Source organism: Streptomyces sp. NWU339 (assembly GCF_003143855.1).
Lineage (GTDB): Bacteria > Actinomycetota > Actinomycetes > Streptomycetales > Streptomycetaceae > Streptomyces.
Window position 1 is genome coordinate 1 of record NZ_QFRK01000030.1, and the last position, 20,123, is coordinate 20,123.

Consider the following 20,123-nt stretch of genomic DNA (forward strand, 5'->3'; position numbering starts at 1 on the left):
GAACACACCCGCGTCACGCCACTGCCGGAAGCGGTTGGAAACGGTTGACCAGGCGCCGAACTCGGTCGGCATCTCCCGCCACTGCCCGCCCGTCTTGAACCGCCAGATCACGCCCTCGAACTGCTGCCGCAGCCGCTCGGGGTACGGCCCGTACTGGCCGATCGGCAGGTACGGGCCGATGAACTCCCACTCCGCATCCGTCAGTTGCACTCGCGTCACATAAAACGATCTACCGGATCAGGTCCCGCCCCAAGAGCGAAACCCGCAGATTGATCACGACCCGATACGCGCCCTAGTACCAGTACGGGTACGCGCGATGGCGGCGTCGGCGGATGAACGGGACGGGCGTCGGCGGGCGAACGGGCGGCCAACGTGGAGTTGACGCGGGGCCGGGGTGAAGGAGGGGCCATGAACAGCGTGTGGTGACCTGGTTCTGTTACCGCGATCACAGGGCAGGATCCCAGGCTCTGTGCTGCGTGGCACCGGGCTCCGGGGACCCGGTAGCGTGAGTCGACGATTCACAAGGTCCCCCATGTGTAGGAGTCCCGGTGACGCAGAGTGGACAGGGCGAGGAGCCCTCGGCGCGCCCCGCGCGCGAAGGCATCGTGCTGCCCTCCGACGGTGGCGAGCCCCTGCTGCCGGGCGGGTCGGCCGGTCCGGTCGCCCCAGGTGGTGTGGGCGGACAGCCGCCCGCCTCGGCGCCGTCCGGCGGCCAGACCTGGGGGACGCCCTGGGGACCGGAGGAGCAGTTGCCGGCCCCGTCGCAGGGTCAGGGCTGGCAGTCCCCGCCCGCGCAGCAGTGGGGCCCGCAGGAACCGGCCCCCTGGGGCGCGCAGGACCCGGCCGCGAGCGGGCACGGCCAGGGGCAGCACGGTCCGGGTCCGCTGCCGCCCGAGGGCGGGCAGGCCCCGGCGTACGGCGCCCACACCTCGTACGACCCGTCCGTCCCGATACCGCCGCAGAACGGTTCCTTCTACGGTGTTCCCGCCGTCGACGCGTACGGCTCCGCCGCCGCGGGCGCGCTGCCCGACGGGTCGGAGGGGGCCACCCAGTTCCTGCCGCCGGTGCCCGCCGCCCCCGTGGACGAGGGTGCGACGCAGTACATACCCCCGGTGGGCCCGGGGGCGCTGCCCCCCGAGATGCCCGCCGCACACGACTCCGAGGCGACCCGGTACCCGGGCCCGCCCGCGGGCAACCCCGACGCCGAGGCCACCCAGTTCATGGCCCCGGTGACCGACCAGCCCGGGGGAGCCCCGTACGGCGCCGCACCCGGCGCTCCGGCCGACGACGGGAACCGGCAGCCGCCCGCCGAGTTCGACAATCTCTTCCGCGGCGCGGGCGCCGACACGGGTGCGGTCGGCTCCACCCAGCAGCTCCCCCGCTTCGAGCATCCGCAGCCCGCCCACACCCCGCCCGGTCGGGGCGGCGGTGGCCGGCGTGCCGCCCGTGAGGGCGACGGCGGCGGCCGGAGCGGACGCACGGGCTCACGGGTGCCGCTCATCGCGGCGGTCGGTGTCGGTCTCGTCGTCCTGGGCATCGGCGCGGGCGCGATGCTCGGCAGCGGAGACGACAGCGGCAAGAAGCAGCCCGTCTCCGCCGCCGCCCCCACGAGCGAGGAACCCGAGGCCGAGGCGTCCCCCACCGTCGACCCGGTCCGTCAGCAGGCCGTGGAGCTGGACAAGCTGCTGGCCGTCAGCGGCGACAGCCGGACCGCCGTGATCAACGCGGTGGCCGACGTGAAGGCCTGCCGCAATCTCGACCAGGCGGCCAAGGACCTGCGGGACGCGGCCGACCAGCGCAACCAGCTGGTCACCGACCTCTCCGGCATCGAGGTGGACAAGCTGCCCGACCACCAGGCGCTGAGCACCGCGCTCACCAAGGCGTGGCAGGCGTCGGCATCGGCCGACGACCACTACGCGGCCTGGGCCGACCAGGTGGCGGGCAAGAAGGGCTGCAAGAAGGGCCAGGCCCGCACGACCGGCCAGACCGAGGCGGGCAACCGGGCCAGCGGCACCGCGACGGAGGAGAAGACCAAGGCGGCCTCGCTGTGGAACGCGATCGCCAAGCAGTACGGCCTGACCGAGCGGCAGCCGACCCAGCTGTGACCGGCTCCCGGCGGCAGCGGCGGAGGACAGGGGAGGACAGCGGAGCGGGCCGGGCCGGTGGACGGCCTCCGTCCTCGCCCTGCCCCTCCTCACCCTGCTCCGTCCTCGCCGCGCCCCCGCGCGTCACACCACGTCGGCTTCGTGCAGGGTGTCCGTCACATCGATGAAGCCCTCGCTGCCGGCCACCAGCCGCCCGTCCTCGACCTTCTGCAGGGTCACGTTGGCGTTGACCAGTCGCGGGAAGCCGACGGCGGCCAGCTTGTCCTGGAACTGCCAGCGCAGGGTGGGGGTGAGGCCGCCCGTCTCGACCTTCAGCCCCTTGTTCAGCGTCCGGGTCACACTGCGCGAGCTCACCTCGTCGTCGCCGAGCGACTCGAGGACCTGCTTCAGCACCGTGTAGGCGATCCAGGTGGTCTGCACCCCGGCGTCGGCGGGGTCGATCCGGTTGTCGCCGAACGCCTCCTTCTTGATCACGTCCTTCATCGGGTTCCAGAGCGCGTCGCTCGACGCCGGGTACCAGCCGGTCACGTACGACCCCTCGTACGGGCTCGACGCGCCGCCGGACGTGTTGATCGTCGTCTGGTCGACGCTGCCCATCACGGTCGCGGTGCGCACGTCGGGGTAGTCGGCGCGGGCCCGCCGGAAGGAGTCCATGAAGGTGCCGGTGCGGTCCCCGAGCGCGGGCACCACACAGCCCGGCGCCTCCGGGTCGGTGGTGCTGGTCTCCAGGGCCCGCTTCGACTGCCCGGCGTACTCGGTGGCCTCCTCCTCCGCCCGCTGGTCCGCGGTCGGCTCGTGACCGCCGGCGGACAGGCCCGAGTTGAGCAGCGGGGGCAGCTGGTCGCCCGCGATGGTGTCCGGCCGGATCAGGGTGACCGGCCCGCAGGAATCGGCGAGGGCGCGGCCGAGACCGGCCAGCAGCGCCGGCTGGCCGCCGTTGACGGGGTAGGACAGCGGGCTGGTGAACTCGTCGGTGGTGATGCCGTAGCCGCCGATGTACGGGATGCCGGCACCCTCGAGGGTGGGCAGGAAGGAGTCGGCGTGCTGGCTGTACGAGCCGACGACCGCGACGGCGTTCTCCTTGACCGCGGTCCGGGCGCACCGCGCGGCGGCCACACTGTCGTTGCGCTCGTTGCACGTGAGGACGTTGAGCTTGCGGCCGTTGATGCCGCCCTCGGAGTTCACCCAGCGGGCGTAGGCGCGGGCGAAAGCGGGCATGCCGGGCTTGTTGGTGGTCTTGGTCTCCTCGGGCGCCCAGGTCATGACGGTGATCGGGTCGTCGTCGGCCCCCAAGGTGCCGGGGACGACTCCGCAGCCGGCGGCGAGCGTCATCGCCGCCAGCGTGCCCGTGGTCATGACGCCCGCTCTGAACGTCCGGGAGCGGTGGCGGGGAAGGAAACTGCTGCGAATGCGACTGCCGGTCATGCACACGCACGATTCCCTCACATCGCCAACCCCGGGGTGACCCGTGGTCAACGGGTGGTGACGTGGGAGTGAATTAAGGGGCCGATGTGACCCCTGGGGAGTGGAAACGTACGATCGATGACCGTGCAAGGTTCGGAGAACTCTTCCCGCCGCGGCCGCCGCTCATCCACCATGGGCGGCATGCCACTCAACGACATGCCATGGTGGCGCTGGCGCAGCAATGTGCGCTCCGCGCTGCACATGCTCTCCGACCCCGGGTTCCAGCAGGGTGTCTGGCTGGCCGGGGTGGACGGCTACGGTGACGTCACCGACGCGGTCTACCGGCTGGTCGAGGACACCTGGCTGGACAACTGGTCCGCCGAGAAGTACGTCGGCACGATCTTCCGCGACTCCCAGGAGGCGGCGCTCGTCGACACCGCGGTGCTGCGCGTGCTGCGGATCATGCACCAGGTCGGTCCGGACGCACCGGTCACCGCCTACCTCGAGCACGAGGGATGGCCGGACGCGGTACGGGCCGCGCGGGACGCGCACGTGCGGCTGGCGGTGAGCGACGGGGAGGACCCCGACGCCGCGCCGCAGACCCTCGAGGTGCTGAACATCCTCACGCGGTCCGCGTAGCGGGACGACTCCTCGTCCGCGACCCGCGTGTGGGACCCTTTCCCGCATGAGTGAGCAGCCCACCCGAGCAGAGGCCCCGGCCGACCAGTACGTCCTGACCCTGTCCTGCCCCGACAAGCAGGGCATCGTGCACGCCGTGTCGAGCTACCTGTTCATGACCGGCTGCAACATCGAGGACAGCCAGCAGTTCGGCGACCACGACACCGACCTGTTCTTCATGCGGGTCCACTTCTCCGCCGAGGCACCGGTGACCGTGGACAAGCTGCGGGCGAGTTTCGCGGCGATCGGTGACTCGTTCCGGATGGACTGGCAGATCAACCGGGCCGACGAGAAGATGCGCATCCTCCTGATGGTCAGCAGGTTCGGCCACTGCCTGAACGACCTGCTCTTCCGCGCCCGGATCGGCGCGCTGCCGGTGGAGATCGCCGGAGTGGTGTCCAACCACACGGACTTCGCGGAACTGGTGGCTTCGTACAACATTCCCTTCCACCACCTGCCGGTGACGAAGGAAACCAAGGCGGAGGCCGAGGCGAAGCTGCTGGAGATCGTGCGCGAGGAGGACGTCGAACTCGTCGTGCTCGCACGCTACATGCAGGTCCTCTCGGACGACCTGTGCAAGCAGCTCTCCGGGCGGATCATCAACATCCACCACTCCTTCCTGCCGAGCTTCAAGGGCGCGAAGCCGTATCACCAGGCGCACGCCCGGGGAGTGAAACTGATCGGTGCCACCGCGCACTACGTCACCGCCGACCTCGACGAGGGCCCGATCATCGAGCAGGAGGTCGAGCGGGTGCGGCACGACGTCGCCCCGGACCAGCTCGTCGCCGTCGGCCGCGACGTGGAGTGCCAGGCGCTGGCGCGCGCGGTGAAGTGGCACGCGGAACGCCGCATCCTGCTGAACGGGCGGCGGACGGTGGTCTTCGCCTGAACCGCCGGCCGCCCGGAAGGCGTGGAGGGTCCCGGCTACATCCTGCTCAGTGAGGCCGCCGCCAGGAGGACCTCACTGATGGCCTCCTTGTCGCCGACCTGCCCGGCGGCCGCCTCCCGCGGGGGCACGTGGCCCGCGGCCAGACGGCAGAACTCCGAGCCGTCGAGGGCGATGTGGGCCACCTCGTGCTCGGCGGAGCCCCGGGCGGCGGGGGAGTCCAGCGGGATCAGCCACTCCCCGCCGCCGGACCCCTCGATCTCCAGCCGCAGGCTCCGCCCCGGCGCACCGGCCGCGACCAGCCGCCGCCCGCCGGGTGCGTCCGGTCCGGAGCGGCGGCGTGCCTCCAGTACGGACGGCAGCATCCGCGCGGCCAGGTCGACCATGCGGTGCAGGTGCCGTCCGGTGGGCGGATCGTACGGGTAGTCCACCGCCTCGGCGATGTCCTCCGCGTGCACCCAGCACTCGAAGGCGCGGTCCAGCATCGCGTCGTGCAGCGGCAGTTCGAAGTCGCCGTACGGCACCGCCATCCGCCCGGCCCGGCTGCCCGTGAAGGACACGGTCCGCACCAGGTCGTGGGTCTGCGCACGCCAGGGCGCCCGTACGGAGCGGGTGGGTGGGGAGTGGGCGGCACTCCAGTACGCCTCGGTGCGGGCCGACGGGGTGGGCCGCTCGGCCGACAGGCCGCCGAGCGGGTCGTCCAGCCCGAGGGCGACCGCGACCAGGCCGTCGACGGTCAGCAGATGCGCGATGACCCCGGCGACCGTGGTGCGGCGGGTGGTCGCCTCGTCGTCCTCGTACCAGCGCAGCCGCACGGGCGCGTGCCACTCGGTGTCGCCGAAGTCCTGGAGCAGCGCGTCCAGCCGGGCCGTCTCGGCGTCGTAGGCGGCGGCCCAGTCGGGTACGGGTATGCGCGGCGGGCGCCGCTCGAGGCAGGACTCCAGGACGCGGGTGCGCAGCCCCGGGTCCAGATCGAGGCTCTCGGGGCGCTGCAACAGCCCGACCGCGTCGCGCAGGCGCAGCGCCTCGTCGGCGCAGGCCCCGCAGTCGCCGAGGTGCTCCTCGACGGCCGCCGTCTCCTCCGGCGCGCAGGCGGCCAGCGCCCACGCGCCCAGCAGTGACTTCAGCACCCGGTGCTCCAGCACCAGCGGCTCGGCCGGCCGCGGCGCGACCCCGGCGGCGGGCTCGGGTGCCGGCGCCGGCAGGGACGGCCCGCCGTCCTCACGCGTACCGTCCGCCCCGTTTCCCGCGGCCGTGTGTGTTCCCGCGGCGGCGGTGTCGCCGTCGGACGGCTCGCAGCGGTCGTCGCTCACGCCGCACCCCCGATGCCGGGAGGGGTGTCCAGCCGGGCCGTCTCGGTGTCGTGAGCCGTGGCCAGCAGTTGCAGGCCCAGCCGGAGGCGGCGGCGGGCCTCGTCCGCGGTGACGCCGAGGTCGGCGGCGGTCTGGTGGTAGTCGCGGCGCTGGAAGTACGCCTGCTCCAGCGCGGCCCGCAGCGGTACCGGCATGGCGTGCACGATGTAGTCCGCGCGGGCGGCCACCGAGGCGTGGCGCACCTGGCGCTCCAGTTCCTCCGTGTCGCCGGGGGAGCCGTGGGCGCTGTGGGCGAGCGCCGCCGTCCTGGTGGCGCGCAGCCGCTCGACGGCCAGCCGGTGGGTCAGCTCGGCGACCCAGGTGCGCAGCGGGCCCTGCTTGGGGTCGTAGGCGTCCGGGTGCTCCCAGACGTGGGCGAAGACGTCGCGCGTGATGCTGTCGGCGGCGCGCTCGTCGTCGAGGACGCGGTGGGCGAGGCCGTGCACGAGGGAGGCGAACCGGTCGTAGAACTCACCGAGCGCCGCGGCCTCCCCGCGGGCGAGCCGCTGCTGCATCGTGCGGTCCCAGTGAGGCGGTACGTCCCTTTTCGTCATGTGGCCCCCTTCACCCCCTGTTCCTCCCCCGGCGCCCCGAGCCGGTCGTGCCCGGGTCCAGCGTGTGCCCACCGACTCCATGAATGTAGTCGGCACGTCGGAGAACGCACGCCCCTTTATGGCAATGTGCGCCCCCCGGCGAGCCACAGGTGGTAGGGAGCCACCCGCGGGCACGTCGGATGCCGTCCGGGGCGTGCCTACCCAGCCGCTCAGCGATCGGAACTGACTGAAGTCAACCGGGGCCGACCGAGGCCGACCGAGACCGACTGGAGCCGACCGGAATTGACCTGTGCGGATCCGAGCAGACCGTAACCCATCGAATTGGATCGAAGCCGACTGAAACAAGCCTTTACTGTTCGGTAACGGTTTCTCGGGTCGAGTTTCAGGGCACGGCCGGTGGGCAGCCGCGCTGCAAGGAAGCGTAGGTGTTTCTTCCGTTTCGGCGAGCGAAGGGCGTGGTGGTGGCCTTCAAAGTGACCGACGGGCAGCAGGGCGAGTGGGCCGTGCTCCAAGTGTCGGGTGAGCTGGACCTGGTGACGTCGCCGGTGCTGCGTCAGCGGGTGCACGACGCGGTGGCCGACGGCAGACGCAGCCTCGTCCTCGATCTCTCCGAGGTGTGGTTCTGCGACTCCAGCGGCGTCGGGGTGCTCATAGCCACCCGTCGGCTGCTGCGTTCCTGCCAGGGCAGCCTGCGGCTGATCCTGCCCGCCCACGGGGCCGCCGACGGCAGTCACGTCAACCGGGTCCTGGGCGCGCTCGGTGTCCGCCGCCTCTTCGACGTGCACCCGGACGTCCCGTCCGCGGTGGACGGGAGTTCCCGCCCGCTGTCGGCCTGAGCCGACCGTGAGCCCTCGGGGCGTCACGCGCAACGGACCTCGGGGCGCACGCGCACCACGGACGCCATGGGCGTCGCACGTACCACGAAAGGTGGCGTGTGTCACGCGATCGTCCTGGAATTCTCCCGTTCTTGGCGCAAGTGTCGCTTCCGAATTCATGAAGCCGCCTCGCACGACGTACCCTCCGAGCGAGACGACCCTCTGAGTAAGGCGGCCTGAAAGAAACATGGTCACCAGCGAGTACGAGCGCCGGATCGCGGCCCGGTTCGCCACCTTCGACCAGGACGGCAACGGTTACATCGACCGCGAGGACTTCAGCGGAGCGGCCAAGGCGCTGCTCGCCGAGTTCGGCACGCGGGCCCGCTCCGACAAGGGCCAGGCCCTGTACGGCGGCGCCGAGGCCTTCTGGCAGGGCATGGCGGGCATCGCGGACCACGACGGCGACCAGCGCATCACCCGCGAGGAATTCGTGACCGGCGCGGTGAAGCGGCTGCGGGACAACCCGGACCGGTTCGCCGAGCTCGCCCGGCCCTTCCTGCGCGCGACCCTCGCCCTGACCGGCCCGGACGACGACGGCGCGGTCGGCGTGGCGGACGCCGCCCGCGTCCTGAGGGCGCTCGGCGTTCCCGAGGAGCTCGCCGGATCCGCTGCCGCCACGCTGGACACGGACGGCGACGGCAGGATCGGCGAGGAAGAGGTCGTACGGGGCTTCGCCCGCTATTTCACCGTCCCCGAGTAGGGCCGGTTTCCACGTCCGCGGGGGCGGCGCTGCTCCAGGAGCAGCGCCGCCCCCGCGGACGTGCTCGAGTGCCTTCGGTGCCTTCTGCGGTTGCGAGCCGACGACGCAACACGCCCGGAGCCGTGAACGGTTCGGCCGCGGCCGATCGGGACCTTCCGGGCGGTGGCCCGACCGGTGCGCCGGGATGCCGACCCGCGCGCAGAGCCCCCGCGCCGCCGTCCACGGAGCGGCCGTCACCGTCGACCCCGCGGGCGTCACGCCGGCCCGGCTGCCCGTAAAAAAGACCTGGGTACGGACTCAACGTGCGGAAACGGTGACGGAGGGTGAGGGATTGCCTGCAGTCGGACCGCCCACCGGAACGGCCTGCTCCGCCTCCCCGTCTGCGACGTCCTGGAGCACTCCCGCTCGGATGTCGCGGATCGTGGCACAACGAGGTCACGGAGCGTTGATGCCGTGTTGTGTCCTGGGCGTGACTCGTCACGGCCCGGAGTCGGCCGCCCGCTCCGGTACCTTGTGTGGGATGCGAGTGGTCGTGAGCACGCACAGCACGGGAGTCGCCTTCGGGGCGGCCCCGGAAATGTCAGCGTCTGCCACTGTTCGCCGTGCGACCGGGCCCGCCGCCACCGCCTGTTCGGTCGGCCGGGGTGGGCGTCGCACAGTATGCCGCACGAGTACTCCTTCGCGCTGGAATATGCCCGAAGCGCTTGTTGACGTGACTGTACGTCAACCATGCTGTCCCACAAGGGACTCACGTTCCGTGACCCCTGTCCCGGCCGTTGTTCTGGCCATGCAGAGAATGGCTACGATCGTGGCCCTCGTGAGGCGCGAGTCCAAGTGTCCGCCGGTTCGGATGGTGTGAGCGGTGCAGGTGCTTCAAGTGCAACTGGAGATCCGGCCCGACCCCGCTGAGGTGGGGCGAGCCCGGCAGTGGACCCGCTCACGCCTGGCCGGGTCGGGGATAGAGGTCGACGAGCCGCTGTCCGAGACGCTGGTCCTTCTCGTCTCGGAGCTCGTCACCAACGCCGTCGTGCACACCGGCTGTCCGGCCGTGCTGAGACTGTCCCTGAGGGATGTGGCGGCCGGAGAGGCCACCGTTCGCCTGGAGGTGGCTGACCGGAGCAGCAGCGCGCCGGTGCCGCGCTGTGTGGGCGGCGAGGCGACCGGTGGGCGCGGGCTCGCCCTCGTCGACGGCCTGGCGGACCGCTGGGGGTGGAGCTCCGACGGCACCGGCAAGCGCATCTGGTGTGAACTGGACCGCGGCGCGGCCGTGCAGGAGTCCGCCCCGGCCTGTGGTGGAGTCGCGTACGAGGCGGTGTAGGGCGCGCGGGGAGCCGGCGGGTGGACGCGCGGCCGTGGCGATGTGTCGATGGACCGGTGCACGGATGCACGGGGGGACGGTCTCGCGGGCCAGGGTGTGAACCGGTGCGCCGGGTGTGCTTCCGTGCGCGGCGACGAATAACCGGGCATATGGCGCAGAGGTATCTGTAAGACCTTGAATCGGCATTGACGTGCCGTGACCACTTGATCACTCTGTTTGTCAGCGATTCGCTGCGAGGGGACGGCGAGGGCTTCGACGACGGGAGTCCTCGGCGAGTGTGGGTCGCGACTGCGGCGTCGGTTCCCTGTGGTCGAGGGGAACCCGGGGAGGGAGCGCCGGAGTCGGAAGGCGGTGCGGTGCCGCCGTGCTCGGGATCGAGCGGCACCGTGCCGCCGTCGCCGTCGGGGGGCGATCGCCGTCGCCGTTGTCGTGTGCCGCGGCCGAATCAGGGTCCTGGGGTGGTGGAGCCCTGGAGTCCCGCAGGGCGGCGGCCGGTTCCTCCACAGGCTGTGGACAACTTTTCGGATCGGGGCGCGCCCTCGTCTCCGTCCCGGAACGTCCTCCGGTACGCGGACGGCGTCACCCCCAGCGCCGCCTGGAAGTGCTGCCGCAGTGACTGGGCGGTACCGAAACCGGCGTCACCGGCCACCCGGTCCATGGACAGGTCCGTGGACTCCAGCAGATGCCGGGCCCGCTCCACCCGCTGCCGGGTGAGCCACTGCCCCGGACTGACACCGGTCTCCGCGCGGAAGCGGCGGGTGAAGGTGCGTACCGACATCGACTCCCGGGCGGCCATGTCGCGCAGCTGGATCGGCTCGTGCAGCCGGCCCAGCGCCCAGGCGCGGGCGCCCGTCGTGGACGTCTGCCGCTGATCGGGCACCGGCCGCTCGACGTACTGCGCCTGCCCGCCGTCGCGGTGCGGCGGTACGACCGTGCGGCGGGCCACGTCGTTGGCCACGGCGACACCGTGGTCGCGCCGCACCATGTGCAGGCACAGGTCGATACCGGCCGCGACGCCGGCGGAGGTCAGGATGTCGCCGTCGTCGATGAACAGCACGTCCGGGTCGACGTCGACGCGGGGGAAGAGCCGCTGGAAGCGCTCGGCGTCCGCCCAGTGCGTGGTCGCGGGGCGGCCGTCGAGGAGGCCGGCGGCGGCGAGGACGTAGACGCCGGTGCAGATGGAGGCGAGCCGGGTGCCGGGGCGGACGCGGGCGAGGGCGGCGGCCAGTTCGCCGGTCAGTTCGCCCCGCTCGTACACCGGGCCGAGCTCGTAGGAGGCCGGGACGATCACCGTGTCGGCGGTGGCGAGGGCCTCCGGGCCGTGGACGACGTGGACGGCGAAGTCGGCGTCGGTCCGGACCGGTCCGGGCGGCCGGACGGAGCAGGTGACCACCTCGTACAGCGGCCGCCCCGCGGCGTCCCCGGGGCGGCCGAAGATGCGGTGCGGGATGCCCAACTCGAAGGGGAGCAGCCCGTCCAGGGCGAGGACGACGACACGATGGGGCCTGAAGGTGCCGGCGCCCGGGACGCTGGAGGTGGAGCCCGTCGATTTCATGGCCCGATCCTAGTGAACACTGTCCTTCGGGCCACTCGATGCGGCAGGCCGGTTTCCGGAAGCTCTATGGCGTGACCCAGACAAGCAGGACGGCCGACGCCGTGGAGCGTCCCGGCGACGGGCTGCGACAGCGCGCCCTTCGGTTCCGGGCCCCTCGCCCCCGCATCCACCGTGCGTGGTTCGTCGCCGCCGTCACGTTCGTGACGATCATCGGGGCCGCCGCCTTCCGCTCGGTGCCGGGACTGTTCATCGACCCGCTGAACGAGGAGTTCGGCTGGTCACGGGGGACCATCGGCGCCGCGGTCTCCATCAACCTCGCGCTGTACGGGCTCACCGCCCCCTTCGCGGCGGCACTGATGGACCGCTACGGCATCCGGCGGGTCGTCGCGGTGGCGCTGACCGTGATCGCGCTCGGCTCGGGGCTGACGGTGTGGATGACGGCGGCGTGGCAGCTCCTGCTGTGTTGGGGCCTGCTGGTGGGCCTGGGCTCCGGCTCCATGGCGCTGGCGTTCGCCGCGACCGTCACCGACCGCTGGTTCACCGCACGCCGGGGCCTGGTCACCGGCATCCTCACCGCGGCGTCCGCGTCCGGACAGCTGATCTTCCTCCCCGTGCTGTCCTGGATCGTCGAGCGGCACGACTGGCGCCCGGCGGCCGTCACGGTGGCGCTCGCCGCACTCGCGGCCGTCCCCTTCGTCTGGCTGCTGCTGCACGACCACCCGGCCGACGTGGGCCAGAAGCCGTACGGTGCAACGGAGTTCGTGCCCAAGCCCGCACCCGTCCCCGGCGCCGCCCGGCGCGCGCTCAAGGTGCTGGCCTCGGCGGTGCGCACGGGCCCGTTCTGGCTGCTCGCAGGCACCTTCGCGATCTGCGGCGCCTCCACGAACGGCCTGGTCCAGACCCACTTCGTGCCCGCGTCCCACGACCACGGCATGCCGATCACCGCCGCCGCCTCCCTGCTGGCCGTCATCGGTGTGTTCGACGTCGTCGGCACGGTGGCCTCCGGTTGGTTCACCGACCGCTTCGACGCGCGCCGCCTGCTCGCCGTCTACTACGCCCTGCGCGGCGTCTCCCTGCTCTTCCTGCCCATCCTCCTGGCCCCCACGGTCCAGCCCCCGATGGTCTTCTTCATCGTCTTCTACGGCCTCGACTGGGTCGCCACCGTCCCGCCCACCCTCGCGCTGTGCCGCGAGCACTACGGCGACGACAGCCCGATCGTCTTCGGCTGGGTCCTCGCCTCCCACCAGATCGGCGCCGCCCTCGTCGCCTTCCTCGGCGGTGTCGCACGGGACGTCTTCGGCTCGTACGACGTGGTCTGGTACGCCTCCGGCGCCCTGTGCGCGACAGCGGCCCTGATGGCCCTGGTCATCCGGCGCCGACCGGCGGTCGGCGCTGCGACCGGGTAGTCGGGGTGGTCGGGGTGGTCGGGTCGCCGAACTGACGTGATGTCAGAAGCGGCCGGTGCGGACCGAGTCGATGATCGGAAGTCATCGGGGGAGTCGGGAGATTCCCGGTGCCCCGTGGCGGGTCACCGCCTTGGCTATCTTCTCCGCGTCGATGGCCAGCTCGCGGAGGTTGCCGCTGATGGGGTTGGTGAAGCCGGTGAAGTACAGGCCGGGAGCGTGGGGCGGGGTGCCGGCGCCGCGGGCCACCGGTCTGCCCCGGTCGTCGAGGACGCCGAGGTGGCCGACGAGACCCTCCAGGCCGCGGACGTACCCGGTGGCCGCGATCACCGCGTCGGGGCCGACGCGGGTGCCGTCGGCGAGGGTGACCTTGCCGACGGCACCCGCATCGAACCCCGCCACGGCGGCCACGATCTCCACCCTGCCCCGCCGTACGGCGTCGACCAGCCCGACGTCCTGTACGGGGATGGCGCCCTCCAGCACCCTGCTGTAGAGGCCCTTGTCGGGGCGCGGCAGGCCCTGGGCCGAGAGGTCGGGCAGCGCCACCCTGGCCTGCGCCCGGGACAGCCGGTCCACGAGCCCGACCGGCAGCCGCCGCACCAGGACGGCCGAGTGCTGGGCGGGCCAGCCCGCGGTCGAGCGGCGCACGATGTGCGGCACGGTACGGACCGACAGCCGCACCCGGGAGGCGCCGCCCTCCACCAGGTCGACGGCGATCTCCGCGCCCGTGTTGCCGATGCCCGCGACGAGGACGTCCCGGCCGGCGAAGGGCTTCGCGTTGCGGTACTCGGACGCGTGCAGGAACTCGCCGGTGTAGGCCTCCCGGCCGGGCCAGTCGGGCAGGCGGGGCGTGTGGTTGAAGCCGGTGGCGATCACGATCGCGGCACCGGTCAGCTCGCGGCCCCCGGTGGCGCGCAGCAGCCAGCCCGTGTCGTCGGCGGTGCGCTCGACGCGGGAGACCTCGACACCGGTGACGATCTCGAGGCGGTGGTGCTCGGCGTACTTCTCCAGGTACCGGACCATGTCGGCACGGGCCACCCACCGCCCGAACCGGCGCGGTATCGGCAGGCCGGGCAGCGCGGACAGGCGCCGCGTGGTGTGCAGGCGCAGCCGGTCGTAGTGGCGCCGCCAGGACGCCCCCACGTGCTCGGACCGTTCCAGGACGACGGCCCGCACGCCCCGGGCACGCAGCGAGTACGCGACGGCGAGGCCGCCGGGACCACCGCCGACGACGTAGACGGGGCGGTCTTCCCGGGGCGGTGCGGTGGGGTTCGGGGGCGTGGTGGAGTCGGCCATGAGCGCGAGCGTAATCACGCACCAGGTTGATGGGTATCGGTCAAGACCGGAATTGGTTGCGGATTGATCACTTATGTAGGTGTAGGGGGGAGGGAAAGTGACGGAAATTCTCGTGTCCCGGCCGACCGAGCAGGTTTGAATGACCCGTATGGCTGATACGCATGCGCACCCGCACTCCTTGCGGTCCCTCCCCGAACTCCACGGCCACGGCCTGCACCTGAGCCCCTGGGACCCGGCGTCCCGGTCCGACGCCGAGGTGTGGCTGCGCGGCACCACGGACCCGGAGTTCAATCGCTGGAACACCCCGCTCCGGCCGGTCACGGACGTCGCGGGCGCCCGGGAGGCGCTGCGCAGGAGGGCGCAGTGGACCGAGGACGGCACGACCGTGTCCTTCCGGATCGCCGACGCGGACACCGGTACGCCACTGGGGCACATCGGTGTCAACGACGTCCGGCCGGTGCAGGGGCTGGGCATGGTCGGCTACTGGGTGCTGCCCGAGGCCCGCCGCCGGGGTGTGGCCACCCGGGCGCTGCTGCTCGCCGCGCGGTGGGCGTTCACCGAACTCGGCCTGCACCGGCTCGAACTGGACCACGCGGTCGAACACGAGGTGTCCTGCCGGATCGCCGAACGGTGCGGGTTCCTTCCCGAGGGGGTCCTGCGCGAGGCGATGTTCGCGGAGGGCAGCCACGACGCCTTCCGCGACTCCCACCTGCACGCCCGCCTCGCCACGGACCCGGAGCCGGCCCCACCGAAGGGCTGCTGAAGGCCCACTGAAGGGCTGCTGAAGGCTCGTCGAAGGCCCCGCCGCGGACCTCACGGCCAGAGCAGTTCCCGCGTCCAGCCCTCCCGGGGTGAGCGGCAGTAGCGCAGCCGGGTGTGACGGCGGAGGGCGTCGCCCTGGAAGAACTCCACCTCGTCCGGGCGCAGGCGGTACAGGGTCCAGGACGGAGCCGGGGCGTCCGGCTCCCGCCGGGCCCGCTCCCAGGCGGCCTCCGAGGCGCGGACCAGGTCCTCGGGCGAGCCGAGGACCTCGCTCTGGCGGCCGGTGAGCGCGGCGGCCAGCGCTCCGGTCGAACGGGCGTGCAGATCGGCCTGCGCCTCCTCGGCCGGGGCGGTGCCGACGGGCCCGCGGACCCGGACCTGGCGGCCCAGCGCCGACCAGTAGAAGGCCAGCGCGGCATACGGGCGGGCGGCGAGGTGACCGCCCTTGCGGCTGTGGGCGTGGGTCGCGAAGGACCAGCCGTCCGCGTCCGCGCCGTGCAGCATCACGATCCGTACGTCGGGCAGCCCCTCGGCGTCCGCCGTGGCCAGCGACATGGTGTGCGGCTCGGGCTGACCGGCCGCCACCGCCTCGGCGAACCACCGGGTGAACAGCGGCAGCGGCTCGGCGGGGGCGGCGGCCCGGTCCAGTTCCGGCAGGTCGGTGACCTCCGGATCCCACACCCGCAGTGACTTCAGCAGCTCGTGAAGATCGGTTCCCATGCCCCGAGTCTGCCCGGACGTGTCCGGGGCGGCAGTCCGGCGGCCGGGTCGACGGCGGGACCGGCGAGGTGTCGTGACATGCGACAGGCGGTGGCTCACCGGAGTGAACCACCGCCTGCCTGACAGGACGTGAAGTGCGAAAGGGAGGATCGGGGAAGTGTCGTCGGCATCCGCCTACCTCGTCGGCTTCTTGCCGGTGACGCCCAGGTAGATCAACAGGGCCAAGTTGGGTTTGAGTTCGGCCTGCTTCACGCCCCAGGAGGTGAAACCTTTCTGGTGCAGTGCGACCGCCGCGAGCATGGCGACCAGGGAACCGGCCACCGCGGCCGGGTTCACGTCCTTGTCGATCCGGCCCTTGGACTGCAACTCGGCGACGGCGTCCGTGAGGGAGCTGTTCACCGAGTTGAGGACCTTCATGCGGATCTTGTAAAAGCGCTTGTCGCCCTCGGCGGCGCCGAGGTCGACGACTCGCAGGATCGCGTCGTTCTTCCGCCAGAAGTCCAGAAAACCGTCGACAAGGTCCTGTGCCGTCTGCCAGCCCGCCTTGCCGACCCAGGAGCGGCCCTCCAGGAGCTCGCTCAACCCGGCGCTGTCGGCGGCCACTTGGTCGGCGATCTCGAGAACGGCGCCCTCGACGTCCGGGAAGTACTGGTAGAAGGTCGCCGGCGAAGTCCCCGCCCTGCGGGCGACATCGATGACTTTGACATCCCGGTAGGGGGAGGAGCTGAGCATCTCGCTGAGGCAGTCGAGCAGCTTCTGCCGGGTCGCCTGCCCACGCCGACCGGCCACGCGGCCGTCGACGGTACGCACTTGTCCTGTCATGACGTCAGCTTACCGACGGGTGATCGGAGCGCGATTCGGCCGACTGCAAATGGGGTGTGCGGGCTCTCGACGCCTGGTGTGCCTGGTCTGCGCGGTGCGTACGGCACGGCTAGTTTGGCTGCATGGCCGAAAAAGCCGGAAATGCCAGAAACGCCAGAAACAGGGCATCGGAGTACACAGAGGGCACCCCTTGCTGGGTCGACGCGCAGCTTCCCGACGTGGAGGCGGGCAAGCGGTTCTACGGCGAACTGTTCGAGTGGACGTTCGAAGACCAGCCCGAGCAGCCCGAGTGGCCCGCCCCGGTCTCGCAGCCCGCACCGTCAGGGCCGTCGGGCTCGGCGCAGGCTTCCCCGCCCCTGGGAACCGTGCGGGCGCTGCTCGGCGGTGAGCCGGTGGCGTCCCTCGCGCACAAGACGGACGGCCGGCTCCCCACCGTCTGGACGGTGTCCTTCGCGACCCCGGACGTCGGCGCGCTGTGCCGACGGATCGTCGCGGCCGGCGGACAGCTCGTCTCGGCGCCGCGTCCGGTCGGCGAACTCGGCGTCACCGCACTCGTGACCGACCCCGAGGGTGCCGTGTTCGCCCTGTGGCAGCCCGGTGACCGCCCCGGCTTCGGGCGCCGGCACGAGTGGGGGAGCTTCGCCTGGGCCGAGCTCTACACCCGGGACACCGAGGCGGCCAACACCTTCTACGGCGGCCTCTTCCACGACGCCCTGTTCGGTGAGGGCGCCGAGCCCGACTTCGGCCGTGCCCCGGTCTCCGACGTCTTCCCGGCCGAGATGCCGCCCCACTTCCTCGTCCACTTCGCCGTCGAGGACCCCGAGGCCACCATGGCGGAGGTGACCCGGCTCGGCGGCCGCGTCCAGGTCCCGCCCTTCGACACCTCCTACGGCACGGTGGCCGTGGTCACCGACGACCAGGGCGCGTCCTTCGCCCTCCTGGCCCGCTGGTCCGGATGACCCGCTGACCCACTGGCCGGCCGTCCCGGGGGTTCTCGGCCTCCCGTCCGTCCCATTATTTTGCATATAAGACTAGACACCCCCTATGTCGTCGGGTTCGCAACCGGCGCCCCGGACAGGAACAATCGGGGTGCGTGCCGCCACGGGGCTGCGGTGGTGAGACGCTGCACTTCGGTCGCGTACAGGTGGTGGCGCGACTCGTACGGGGAGGTGGCAGGCAAGTGGTGGATCAGCTGACGCAGCACGATCCGCGGCGTATCGGGCCGTTCGAGGTGCTGGGACGGCTGGGGGCCGGCGGGATGGGGCTGGTCTATCTCGCGCGCTCGGCGTCCGGGCGGCGCGTGGCGATCAAGACCGTCCGGACCGAGCTGGCCGAGGACCAGCTGTTCCGCGTCCGCTTCACCCGCGAGGTGGAGGCGGCCCGCGCGGTCTCCGGGTTCTACACCGCGGCCGTGGTGGACGCCGATCCGCGGGCCGCCGTGCCGTGGCTGGCCACCGCGTACGTCCCCGCCCCCTCCCTCGAGGAGATAGTGAACGAGTGCGGGCCGATGCCGGCCCAGGCGGTGCGCTGGCTGGCGGCCGGGGTGGCGGAGGCGCTGCACTCCATCCACGGCGCCGGACTCGTCCACCGCGACCTCAAGCCGTCCAACGTCCTCGTCGTCGAGGACGGCCCCCGGGTGATCGACTTCGGTATCGCCTCCGGCGTGTCGAACACCCGTCTGACGATGACGAACGTCGCCGTCGGCACCCCCGCCTACATGTCCCCCGAGCAGGCCAAGGACTCCCGCAGCGTCACCGGCGCCAGCGACGTGTTCTCGCTCGGTTCCACCCTGGTCTTCGCGGCCACCGGGCACGCCCCGTTCCACGGCGCGAACCCGGTCGAGACGGTCTTCATGCTGCTGCGCGAGGGCCCGGACCTGGAGGGCCTCCCGGACGAACTGCGTCCGCTGATCGAGTCCTGCATGCAGATGGAGGCCCCGGCCCGGCCCAGCCCCGCCGACCTGCAGTCCCAGCTCGCCCCGCACCTGTTCGGCTCCGGCTCCGACGACAGCGGCACGGCCTCCGCGTGGCTGCCCGAGCGGGCGGTGAGCCTGATCGAGGGACGCCGGGGCGGCCGACCGCCCGCCCGTCCCGCCCCCACGGGGGGCCGCAGCCTCAGCGCCGCCCGCCCCCCGGTCCCGCCCCCGCCCGCGCACGACCCCGTGATCCCGCCGCCGCACCCGCCCGTGCCGGTCGGCGCCCCCGACACCGGACCGGTCCGGCTGGCCGGCGTCTCGGTGCCCATCGGCCCCGGCCCGCGCGTCGCCGACGTCCGCGCCGCCGCCGTCAAGGCGCCCCCGCCGGAGGCCGCCCTCGCCGCCTCCTGGTCCAAGCCCCGCCCCGGCGTCAACGGCGCCGACCCCGCCGTCCCCGCGACCGTGGCGCCGCCCGTGCCGCCCCTGCCGCCGGAGCAGCCGAGCGGCTGGCGGCCGTGGCGCTTCCGGATGTCCAACGACGTCTGGGGCACCCCCTCCGTCGCCGACGACCTCGTCTACGTCACCTCCTTCGAGGTGCACGCCCTCGACGTGGCCACCGGCCGCCGCCGGTTCAAGACCCGGGACGTCGCCTGGTCGATGGCGGTCGCCGACGGCCGCATCCACGCATCCGACGGCCCCACCCTGTTCGCCCTGGACGCCCGTGAGGGCGGCGATCTGTGGCGGCTGTCCACGGACGCCTGGGTGTACTCCCTCCAGGCCGACCACGGCACCGTCGTCACCGGCACCCGGGGCGGCGGCGTCCAGGCGTGGGAGGCCTCCACCGGCCAGAAGCTGTGGGAGGTCACCGGCTGCCAGACCGACTTCGAGACCCCGGAGGCCGGCCCCGCCGTCCACGACGGCACGGTCTACGTCTGGCAGGACGCCCGCCTGCGCGCCCTGGACGCCCGCACGGGCGACGAGCGCTGGTCGTACCCCATCGGCGACGCGGCCTCCTGCGGCGGCGTCCCGGTCCGCCTCACTCACGCCCCCGACGGGTACGTGTACGTCTCCGCGGGCACCCGCATCCTCGCCCTGGACGTCGCCGGCGGGCACGTCCGCTGGCACTTCGAGGCGCCGGCGGTCTTCCTCTCGCAGCCCACCTTCGTCTCCGGTCCGGCGGTCACCGGCGGAGGCGTCTACCTCGCCGACTACCTCGGCACGGTCTACGCCCTCGACGCCACCGACGGCCGCGACCGCTGGCGCATCGCCACCGAGGCCCGGGCCTCGATCGAACCGGTCCTGGTCGCCGCGGGCCACGTCCACGTCGGCAGCGGCAAGGGCCTCTACACACTGGACGCCGTCACCGGCACGCCCAAGTGGCGCTTCCAGGCCGGCGGCGACATCGTGGGCGCCCCCGCGGTCGCCGAGGGCCGCATCCACTTCGGCTCCACGGACCACCTGCTCTACACGCTGAAGGCCGACGACGGCCGCCTGAGATGGAAACTGGCGACCGGCGGTGAGATCACCGGCTCCCCGGTCGTCCGGGACGGCGTCGTCTACGCGTGCAGCAAGGACCGCTGCGTCTACGCCCTGGACGCGGAGAAGGGGACGGGCACGGCACGTACGACGTGACGGCGGTCCCCACCGCGGGGGTCCGCCGGCCCCGCCGCCCCGACCTGTGCGCCCCGGCCGTCCGCCGACCCGCTCGGCCCCGGACCCGCGCGAGCCCCGGGCGAGGCCGGCGGACGAGGCGTGCGCACACGGCTGGGCCGCGACGG

At 72.5% G+C, this 20,123-nt stretch carries 18 protein-coding genes; 10 read left to right on the top strand and 8 right to left on the bottom strand.

Features of this window, described 5'->3' with window-relative positions; genetic code table 11:
- Window positions 1-219 (bottom strand): transposase (locus DIZ27_RS28595; RefSeq protein ID WP_146228951.1); only part of this gene is annotated, 219 nt, incomplete at its 3' end.
- A gap of 329 nt (window positions 220-548) precedes the next feature.
- Between DIZ27_RS28595 and DIZ27_RS28600 the strand changes: the two genes are divergently transcribed.
- Window positions 549-2,105 carry a hypothetical protein gene (locus DIZ27_RS28600; RefSeq protein WP_109381344.1) on the top strand — a complete coding sequence of 519 codons (1,557 nt, stop codon included), beginning with the start codon at window positions 549-551 and terminating at the stop codon, window positions 2,103-2,105.
- Window positions 2,106-2,228: 123 nt separating this feature from the next.
- Here DIZ27_RS28600 and DIZ27_RS28605 read toward each other — a convergent pair whose 3' ends face one another.
- Window positions 2,229-3,530, bottom strand: coding sequence for an ABC transporter substrate-binding protein (locus DIZ27_RS28605; RefSeq protein ID WP_109381345.1), 1,302 nt, complete (start codon window positions 3,528-3,530; stop codon window positions 2,229-2,231).
- 117 nt (window positions 3,531-3,647) lie between these two features.
- On the opposite strand from DIZ27_RS28605, the gene DIZ27_RS28610 reads away from it, so the two are divergent.
- Both DIZ27_RS28610 and purU read left to right on the top strand, forming a co-directional pair.
- Window positions 3,648-4,148: a hypothetical protein gene (locus DIZ27_RS28610; protein ID WP_109381346.1), complete on the top strand. Its 501-nt coding sequence runs from the start codon at window positions 3,648-3,650 to the stop codon at window positions 4,146-4,148.
- A 46-nt stretch (window positions 4,149-4,194) separates the two neighbouring features.
- Entirely contained in the window at window positions 4,195-5,076 is an 882-nt protein-coding gene (purU, locus tag DIZ27_RS28615) for a formyltetrahydrofolate deformylase (RefSeq protein WP_109381347.1), read from the top strand.
- Between the two features lie 35 nt (window positions 5,077-5,111).
- Here purU and DIZ27_RS28620 read toward each other — a convergent pair whose 3' ends face one another.
- Complete coding sequence (locus tag DIZ27_RS28620; protein WP_109381348.1) at window positions 5,112-6,386, bottom strand: maleylpyruvate isomerase N-terminal domain-containing protein; 1,275 nt, start codon at window positions 6,384-6,386, stop codon at window positions 5,112-5,114.
- Complete coding sequence (locus tag DIZ27_RS28625; protein ID WP_109381349.1) at window positions 6,383-6,979, bottom strand: sigma-70 family RNA polymerase sigma factor; 597 nt, start codon at window positions 6,977-6,979, stop codon at window positions 6,383-6,385. Before DIZ27_RS28625 ends, DIZ27_RS28620 begins: the two co-directional genes overlap by 4 nt.
- A 455-nt stretch (window positions 6,980-7,434) precedes the next feature.
- Here DIZ27_RS28625 and DIZ27_RS28630 point away from each other — a divergent pair, with 455 nt between their 5' ends.
- The 3 genes from DIZ27_RS28630 to DIZ27_RS28645 all read left to right on the top strand — a co-directional run bounded on the left by DIZ27_RS28630 (window position 7,435) and on the right by DIZ27_RS28645 (window position 9,872).
- Entirely contained in the window at window positions 7,435-7,815 is a 381-nt protein-coding gene (locus DIZ27_RS28630; RefSeq protein WP_109381350.1) for an STAS domain-containing protein, read from the top strand.
- Window positions 7,816-8,041: 226 nt separating this feature from the next.
- Window positions 8,042-8,554 carry an EF-hand domain-containing protein gene (locus DIZ27_RS28635; protein WP_109381351.1) on the top strand — a complete coding sequence of 171 codons (513 nt, stop codon included), beginning with the start codon at window positions 8,042-8,044 and terminating at the stop codon, window positions 8,552-8,554.
- Between the two features lie 877 nt (window positions 8,555-9,431).
- Window positions 9,432-9,872, top strand: a complete 441-nt coding sequence (locus DIZ27_RS28645) for an ATP-binding protein (protein ID WP_181383730.1) — start codon at window positions 9,432-9,434, stop codon at window positions 9,870-9,872.
- Between the two features lie 445 nt (window positions 9,873-10,317).
- Here DIZ27_RS28645 and DIZ27_RS28650 read toward each other — a convergent pair whose 3' ends face one another.
- On the bottom strand, window positions 10,318-11,427 hold the full coding sequence (locus DIZ27_RS28650) for a GlxA family transcriptional regulator (protein WP_258308583.1): 1,110 nt from the start codon (window positions 11,425-11,427) through the stop codon (window positions 10,318-10,320).
- A gap of 71 nt (window positions 11,428-11,498) precedes the next feature.
- Between DIZ27_RS28650 and DIZ27_RS28655 the strand changes: the two genes are divergently transcribed.
- Window positions 11,499-12,833 carry an MFS transporter gene (locus tag DIZ27_RS28655; RefSeq protein WP_109381427.1) on the top strand — a complete coding sequence of 445 codons (1,335 nt, stop codon included), beginning with the start codon at window positions 11,499-11,501 and terminating at the stop codon, window positions 12,831-12,833.
- 81 nt (window positions 12,834-12,914) lie between these two features.
- Here the strand turns inward: DIZ27_RS28655 and DIZ27_RS28660 are convergent, their stop codons facing one another.
- Window positions 12,915-14,126: an NAD(P)/FAD-dependent oxidoreductase gene (locus DIZ27_RS28660; protein WP_109381354.1), complete on the bottom strand. Its 1,212-nt coding sequence runs from the start codon at window positions 14,124-14,126 to the stop codon at window positions 12,915-12,917.
- A 148-nt stretch (window positions 14,127-14,274) separates the two neighbouring features.
- On the opposite strand from DIZ27_RS28660, the gene DIZ27_RS28665 reads away from it, so the two are divergent.
- Window positions 14,275-14,889 (top strand): GNAT family N-acetyltransferase, encoded by a 615-nt coding sequence (locus DIZ27_RS28665; RefSeq protein ID WP_109381355.1) that lies wholly within the window; start codon window positions 14,275-14,277, stop codon window positions 14,887-14,889.
- A 50-nt stretch (window positions 14,890-14,939) separates the two neighbouring features.
- On the opposite strand, the gene DIZ27_RS28670 is transcribed toward DIZ27_RS28665, so the two are convergent.
- Window positions 14,940-15,608, bottom strand: coding sequence for a pyridoxal 5'-phosphate synthase (locus DIZ27_RS28670; protein WP_109381356.1), 669 nt, complete (start codon window positions 15,606-15,608; stop codon window positions 14,940-14,942).
- 174 nt (window positions 15,609-15,782) lie between these two features.
- Window positions 15,783-16,418: a TetR family transcriptional regulator gene (locus tag DIZ27_RS28675; RefSeq protein ID WP_109381357.1), complete on the bottom strand. Its 636-nt coding sequence runs from the start codon at window positions 16,416-16,418 to the stop codon at window positions 15,783-15,785.
- Between the two features lie 134 nt (window positions 16,419-16,552).
- Here DIZ27_RS28675 and DIZ27_RS28680 point away from each other — a divergent pair, with 134 nt between their 5' ends.
- Both DIZ27_RS28680 and DIZ27_RS28685 read left to right on the top strand, forming a co-directional pair.
- Window positions 16,553-17,389: a VOC family protein gene (locus tag DIZ27_RS28680; protein WP_181383731.1), complete on the top strand. Its 837-nt coding sequence runs from the start codon at window positions 16,553-16,555 to the stop codon at window positions 17,387-17,389.
- Window positions 17,390-17,610: 221 nt separating this feature from the next.
- Window positions 17,611-19,977, top strand: coding sequence for a serine/threonine-protein kinase (locus tag DIZ27_RS28685; RefSeq protein ID WP_109381359.1), 2,367 nt, complete (start codon window positions 17,611-17,613; stop codon window positions 19,975-19,977).
- Window positions 19,978-20,123: the final 146 nt, after the last annotated feature.